This window comes from uncultured Sphingomonas sp. (genome assembly GCF_937859915.1).
Lineage (GTDB): Bacteria > Pseudomonadota > Alphaproteobacteria > Sphingomonadales > Sphingomonadaceae > Solisphingomonas.
In genome coordinates this window covers 1-5712 of the sequence record NZ_CALMAW010000087.1, presented here as the reverse complement: position 1 = coordinate 5712, position 5712 = coordinate 1, and the positions used below count along the sequence as shown (strand labels likewise).

Genomic DNA, 5712 nt, shown 5'->3' with positions numbered 1-5712 from the left:
GCCGGCGGCGGCGGCGGCTTCGGCGGCCCGCGCGGCGGCGGCGGCATGCCGGCGCAGGTCGTTGGCGAAGCCAAGGGCACGGTCAAATTCTTCAACGGGCAGAAGGGCTTCGGCTTCATCGTGCGCGATGACGGCGGCGAGGATGTGTTCGTTCACATCTCCGCGGTCGAGCAGGCCGGCCTGACGGGTCTCGCCGAAGGCCAGCCGCTGGCGTTCACGCTCGTCGATCGCGGCGGCCGCGTCTCGGCTTCCGATCTCAAGATCGAGGGCGATGCGCTTCCCGTCGCCGAGGCACCGCGTGCCCCGGCGCGCGAGCTGACCGGCGAGAAGGCCTCGGGCGTGGTCAAGTTCTTCAACCCCATGAAGGGCTTCGGCTTCATCCAGCGCGACGACGGCCAGCCCGATGCATTTGTTCACATCTCCGCGGTAGAACGCGCTGGGATGACCAGCCTCAACGAAGGCGACCGGCTCGAGTTCGAGCTTGAGGTCGATCGTCGCGGCAAGTACGCGGCGGTCAATCTTTCGCCCGCGCAATAAGCCTTTCCCCAGGAGGGAGTGCCAGGGCCCGGTACCGCGTCAACGAGCGCGGTGCCAGGCCCTTTTTGCTTAGACGCGCCGAAGACGCGGCCCCGGTGACCGTAGTCGGCGCGCGCGTGTCGCTTGCGGCGCGGGACCACGACCGTACCCCTAGCCCCCGTGCGCCGCCCGTGTATGGTCGCGCCCGCGCCAAGTGGGGAAGGGCCGTCCGCTTATCATGATTAAAATCCTGACCGGTCTTGCCGGGATCGCGGTGATCCTGCTGATCGCCTTCCTCTGTTCGAGCGACCGTCGCGCGATCCGACTGCGCGTCACCGGTGCGGCCTTCGCCCTGCAGGCCGGGATCGCGGTGCTGGTCCTCTATGTGCCCGCGGGGCGCGCGATCCTGCAGTGGATGTCGGGCGGCGTCGCGGATCTGCTCGGCTATGCGAGCGCGGGCACGCAATTCCTGTTCGGGCGGCTCGCGACCGATCCGCTCGGGCAGATGTTCGCGATCCAGGCGCTGCCGGTGATCATCTTCTTCGCGGCGCTGGTGTCGATCCTCTACCATGTCGGGATCATGCAGCTGGTCGTGCGCTGGCTCGGCGGCGGGATCGAGCGCGTGATCGGCGTGTCGAGGGTCGAATCGCTGTGCGCGGCGGCGAACATCTTCGTCGGGCAGAGCGAATCGCCGCTGGTGATCCGCCCCTATCTCGCCGGGCTCACCCCGCCGCAGCTGTTCGCGGTGATGACCAGCGGGATGGCGGGCGTCGCCGGCACGATCCTCGCCGCTTACGCCTCGATGGGGATCCGCATCGACTATCTGCTCGCGGCAAGCTTCATGTCGGCGCCGGGTGGCCTGCTGATGGCCAAGATCATCATGCCCGATCCGGTGACTCTGCCCGCGCTCGACGAGATTGACGCGATCGCGGTCGCCGAGGCGCCGCATGGCGACGAGGCCCCCGCCAACATCATCATGGCGGCAGCCCAAGGCGCGCAGACCGGCGTGCGGCTCGCGGTCGCGGTCGGCGCGATGGTGCTGGCGTTTGTGGCGCTGGTGGCGCTCGCCAACGGGCTGCTGACCGGGGTCGGCCACTGGTTCGGGATCGATGGGCTCACCTTCCAGCGCCTGCTGGGCTATGTCTTCGCGCCGCTGATGTATCTGCTCAACGTGCCGTGGCACGAGGCGGGGATCGCCGGCGGGCTGTTCGGCGAGAAGATCGTGCTCAACGAGTTCGTCGCCTATATCGCGCTCGGCAAGGATACGACGCTGTCCGCGCATACCGTTGCGGTGGTGACCTTCGCGCTGTGCGGCTTCGCCAATTTCAGCTCGATCGCGATCCAGATGGCGGTGACCGGGAGTCTCGCTCCCAATCAGCGGCCGACGATCGCCAGGCTCGGCCTGCGTGCGCTGCTCGCCGCCAGCCTCGCCAATCTGATGAGCGCGGCGTTCGCCGGGCTGCTGCTCGCGCCATGATCCGGCTCGCCTTCACCAAGGGCGCGGGCAAGAGCGACACGCTCGTCGTCCTGCGCGCCGACGGCGGCGACGAGCGGATCGATTGCCCCAAGCAGCGCATCGCGCCGCATGACATGGTCCATTATGCCGTCGAGGCGACGCTTGCCGCGCACGGCTTTCTCGGGCGCGTCGCCTCCGGCGAGGCGGCGACGTTCCTGATGGGCGCCGAGGCGGAAAGCGACGGCGTCGAGCGGCTGGTCGAGGTGATTCAGGGCGACGCCTGGTCGGGCGGGGTCGCGCCGGCCGATGAGCTGATCGCGCTGTACCGGGTGACCTGTGCGGCGCGCGCGTGCCCGATGCTGGATGTCGATCCCGCGGGGATCGATGCGATCCGCGAACGGCTGGCAGCGCTCACCGCGGCGTGGGACGCTGTGCCGGTGGGCGGCTCGATGGTGCTCGAGTTCGGCGCGTAACGCCCGACCGTTCCCCGGCGCAGGCCGGGGCCCAGGCCCCACGCCTTTCGGCGAACGCCGCGCCCGCCACATGCTCAGGGCCTGGGCCCCGGCTTCCGCTGGGGAACGGCATGGACATGCGCACCGCTAGGACCCCGCGCCGCCATCCTCGGTCTGCTCGCGCACGGTGCGGCCCGAGATGATCGTCTCGCCCGAGAAGGCGAGCAGCGCCAGCGTCGAGCAGACCACCGCGCCGCCGAACAGCCAGAACAGCAGCGTCGCTGCCGCCGCATTGCGCAGCGCGCCGACGAACAGGGTCAGCGCCGCGGCGCAGGTCAGCCCACCGGCGAGCGAGGCGAGCAGCACCGCGGCGTCGAGGAATCGCGAGCGCAGTCGCAACCGGCGCAGCTGGACGCGGTGCATCCCCGGATCATGACGCAGCCCGGCGACGCGGTCGGCGACCCGCCCCAGCCGCGTGCTGAACACGTTGAGCAGCGAGGCGACCCCGGTCAGCAGGAAGATCGGGGTCAGCGCGAGCTGGACGACGTGCGCCGCGCCGTTGAGGTCGATCGCCGCCATGCCGGTCAGTCGTCGGCCCGCTTGAGGATCGCGAACGGGCTTGCCGCAACGCGCGCCGCCTCGGCCTCCGCCTCGGTCAGCACGCCGGCGGCGCGCAGATGCGTATCCGCATCGGCAATGCGCGGGAAGGGATCGAGCGCGAGCGCGAAACTCTGCGCCACCGCCTCGCCGAGATCGACCGCGCTGCCCTCGTATGGGATGACGTCGAGATCGCCTTCGTCGAGTTCGAGTTCCTCGGGGCGGCCGGTACCGGCAGGCTCGAAACGCAGCGCGAAGGGCTCGTCGATCCGCGCGGGCACGGGCTCGCCGGTCGCGACGCAGCTCTGCGTGGCGGTCGCGCGCAGCCGGCCTTCGACCAGCACCGCGTCGCCGGTGCGGGTGAGCGTCGCCTCCGCCTCGAGCAGCGCGATCGCCTGGAGGTCGAAGCGGCGCGCCAGGGCTGCGCGCTCCGTCTCGGTCGCCGCGATCGATTGGCCCAGCGTGCCTTCGCCGAGCGTATCGAGCCGCACCGGGCGCGGGAATTCGGGGGCCGCGCTCATCCGATGTCGCCTGTGAGGATCGCTGCGAGGTCGCGTGATTCGAGGTCCGCCGCCAAGCCGCGCAGGCCGCGATCAACATGCTCGCGTGCCGACGGCGTGACGTCGGCGCCGCGAAAGATGTTCCGATCGATCGCGCTGGCGAGATCGCCGCCCGGCGACAGCCCGTCGCGATAGGCGGCAAGCCGGCCGCCGAGCTGGCTCATCATCCGCCCGACATGCTTGCCGACGACGAGGTCCCCGATCCCGCGCTGGCGCAGCTGCCCGTCCATGTCGCTGACGAACAGCTCGGTGACACGCGCCGACGGCCCGCGGCCGGGCTCTTCGAGCGCCTCGAGGCGCAGCAGCACGAGTGCCAGCACGCTCGACACCATGTCGAAGCGACCGTCGAACGTGTCGGGAACGCCGCCGCCGACATACCAGTGCGGGCGGCGCGCGACCGCGACGATCGCATCGTAGAGCGCGGTCGGCGCGGCATTGTCGCCGCGTTGCCCGAGAAACCGTCTGAACAGAGTCGCCAAATGCCTGATCCCAAGCCCCAAGCGCCTTGTGCGGCACGGGCGCACGGCATATTGAGCGGCGTGAGCGCCGATGCAATGGCGTTCGCGTTGCGGCCGGGCGTCCGGAGCTTTTGAGGAGATACGGATGACGGCCAGCATGCGTCGCGTAGGGGTCGCTACGGCCGCCCTGGCGCTGGCCGCGGGGCTTCCGGGGTGCGCGCGGATCCGCGATCACCAGGGCTATATCATCGATCGCACGCTGGTCGCCTCGGTGCAGCCGGGTGTCGACAATCGTGATTCGGTGCGCAACACGCTGGGCGATCCGAGCTTGGCCGGCGAGTTCGACGACAGCACCTGGTATTATGTCTCGCGCTCGACCCGGCAATTCTCCTTCGGCACGCCCAGGCCGATCACCCAGCTCGTGCTTGCCGTGCATTTCGATCCGGCGGGCAATGTCACCGGGGTCGAGCGGACCGGACTCGAGAAGGTCGTCGCGATCCATCCCGCACCGGGCAAGACCCCGACGCTGGGTCGGTCGCGCAGCCTGCTGCAGGAGTTGTTCGGCAACATCGGCGCGGTCGGCGGTTCGACGGTCGGTGGTCCCACGGCGGACAATCCCAATGGCGGCGGCGGCAGCGGCAATCGGCCGGGCGGGTGATGAGCGGCAGCCTGCGCAACGAGTCGTCGAGGCTCGCGGCGCTTTACGGCCTCGAACTGCTCGATACGCCGCCTGAGGCGGGGTTCGACGACGTCGTCGCGATCGCCAAGGCGGTCACCGGTGTCGAGACCGCGCTGATCAGCCTGGTCGACGCCGAGCGGCAATGGTTCAAGGCGCGGATCGGGCTCGACGCCGCCGAAACGCCGCGTGCGGTGGCGTTCTGCGACTATACGATCCGCGAGACCGATGTGCTGGTGACGCTGGACGCGACGCGCGACGCGCGCTTCCGCGACAATCCGCTGGTCACCGGCCCGCCCTACATCCGCTTCTATGCGGGGGCGCCGATCCACAGCGCCGACGGCCATGCGATCGGCACCGTCTGCGTACTCGATCCCACCCCACGCGATCGTTTCGACGGGGTCGATGCGCTGGCCGCGATCGCGCGCCAATGTTCGTCGCTGATCGAACTGCGCCGGATCGCCCGGCTCGGCGCCGTCGTGTCCGCCGATGCGGTGCGCGACCGCGACCGGCTGTGGACGCTGACCCACGATCTGATCCTGGTCTGTGATCTCGACAGCCGCGTGCTCGCCGCCAACCCGGCTTGGCAGGAGGTGTTCGGCCCGATCGATCGGCCCGGGGCGATCCATATGTACGAATTCCTCGCGGATCCCGCGCTGCGCCCGCAGCTCGATGCGATACCCGACGGGCTCGCCATCCCGCTGACCCGCGACTATCGCGATCGCCGGGGCAAGTCGCGCACGGTCAGCTGGACGCTGCGCCGCGAAGGCGAGCTGATCTACGGCATCGGCCGCGACGACACCGCGCTGCGCGCCGCCGAGATCGACCTGATGCAGGCGCAGAAGATGGAGTCGCTGGGCCAGCTGACCGGCGGGATCGCGCACGACTTCAACAATCTGCTGACCATCATCATCGGCAATCTCGACATCGCCGCACGCCGGCTCGAGCTCGGCGATGCGCCGCGCGTCGAGCGGGCGCTGGCGGAGGCGGGCGAGGG

The 5712-nt window shown here is 70.0% G+C and carries 8 protein-coding genes; 5 read left to right on the top strand and 3 right to left on the bottom strand.

Annotation, left to right across the window (positions count from 1 at the left end):
- The 3 genes from Q0326_RS11110 to Q0326_RS11100 form a co-directional block, all read left to right on the top strand.
- Positions 1 to 537, top strand: a 537-nt coding sequence (locus Q0326_RS11110) for a cold-shock protein (protein WP_298690145.1), incomplete at its 5' end; no start/stop codon positions are given.
- Between the two features lie 217 nt (positions 538 to 754).
- Positions 755 to 1993, top strand: a complete 1239-nt coding sequence (locus tag Q0326_RS11105; protein WP_298690142.1) for a NupC/NupG family nucleoside CNT transporter — start codon at positions 755 to 757, stop codon at positions 1991 to 1993.
- The gene (locus Q0326_RS11100; RefSeq protein WP_298690139.1) at positions 1990 to 2445 is read left to right on the top strand and encodes a hypothetical protein; all 456 of its coding nucleotides are present in this window, start codon (positions 1990 to 1992) and stop codon (positions 2443 to 2445) included. The genes Q0326_RS11105 and Q0326_RS11100 overlap by 4 nt, the downstream gene beginning before the upstream one ends.
- 126 nt (positions 2446 to 2571) lie before the next feature.
- Here the strand turns inward: Q0326_RS11100 and Q0326_RS11095 are convergent, their stop codons facing one another.
- The 3 genes from Q0326_RS11095 to Q0326_RS11085 are packed head-to-tail and all read right to left on the bottom strand — an operon-like array spanning position 2572 to position 4060.
- Positions 2572 to 3003, bottom strand: a complete 432-nt coding sequence (locus Q0326_RS11095; protein ID WP_298690136.1) for a DUF2721 domain-containing protein — start codon at positions 3001 to 3003, stop codon at positions 2572 to 2574.
- 5 nt (positions 3004 to 3008) lie between these two features.
- Positions 3009 to 3542 carry a DUF177 domain-containing protein gene (locus tag Q0326_RS11090; RefSeq protein ID WP_298690133.1) on the bottom strand — a complete coding sequence of 178 codons (534 nt, stop codon included), beginning with the start codon at positions 3540 to 3542 and terminating at the stop codon, positions 3009 to 3011.
- Positions 3539 to 4060, bottom strand: a complete 522-nt coding sequence (locus Q0326_RS11085; protein ID WP_298690130.1) for a ubiquinol-cytochrome C chaperone family protein — start codon at positions 4058 to 4060, stop codon at positions 3539 to 3541. Before Q0326_RS11085 ends, Q0326_RS11090 begins: the two co-directional genes overlap by 4 nt.
- A 124-nt stretch (positions 4061 to 4184) precedes the next feature.
- Between Q0326_RS11085 and bamE the strand changes: the two genes are divergently transcribed.
- Together bamE and Q0326_RS11075 are read left to right on the top strand one after the other, a co-directional pair.
- Complete coding sequence (bamE, locus tag Q0326_RS11080; RefSeq protein ID WP_298690127.1) at positions 4185 to 4697, top strand: outer membrane protein assembly factor BamE; 513 nt, start codon at positions 4185 to 4187, stop codon at positions 4695 to 4697.
- Positions 4697 to 5712, top strand: a 1016-nt coding sequence (locus tag Q0326_RS11075; protein WP_298690124.1) for a GAF domain-containing protein, incomplete at its 3' end; no start/stop codon positions are given. The genes bamE and Q0326_RS11075, both read left to right, overlap by 1 nt.

What these genes read in the sequence shown, in the direction of transcription:
- Q0326_RS11105 (WP_298690142.1), top strand. Translation starts at nt 755, where the DNA reads ATGATTAAAATCCTGACCGGTCTTGCCGGGATCGCGGTGATCCTGCTG.
- Q0326_RS11100 (WP_298690139.1), top strand. Translation starts at nt 1,990, where the DNA reads ATGATCCGGCTCGCCTTCACCAAGGGCGCGGGCAAGAGCGACACGCTC.
- Q0326_RS11095 (WP_298690136.1), bottom strand. Translation starts at nt 3,003, where the DNA reads ATGGCGGCGATCGACCTCAACGGCGCGGCGCACGTCGTCCAGCTCGCG.
- Q0326_RS11090 (WP_298690133.1), bottom strand. Translation starts at nt 3,542, where the DNA reads ATGAGCGCGGCCCCCGAATTCCCGCGCCCGGTGCGGCTCGATACGCTC.
- bamE (WP_298690127.1), top strand. Translation starts at nt 4,185, where the DNA reads ATGACGGCCAGCATGCGTCGCGTAGGGGTCGCTACGGCCGCCCTGGCG.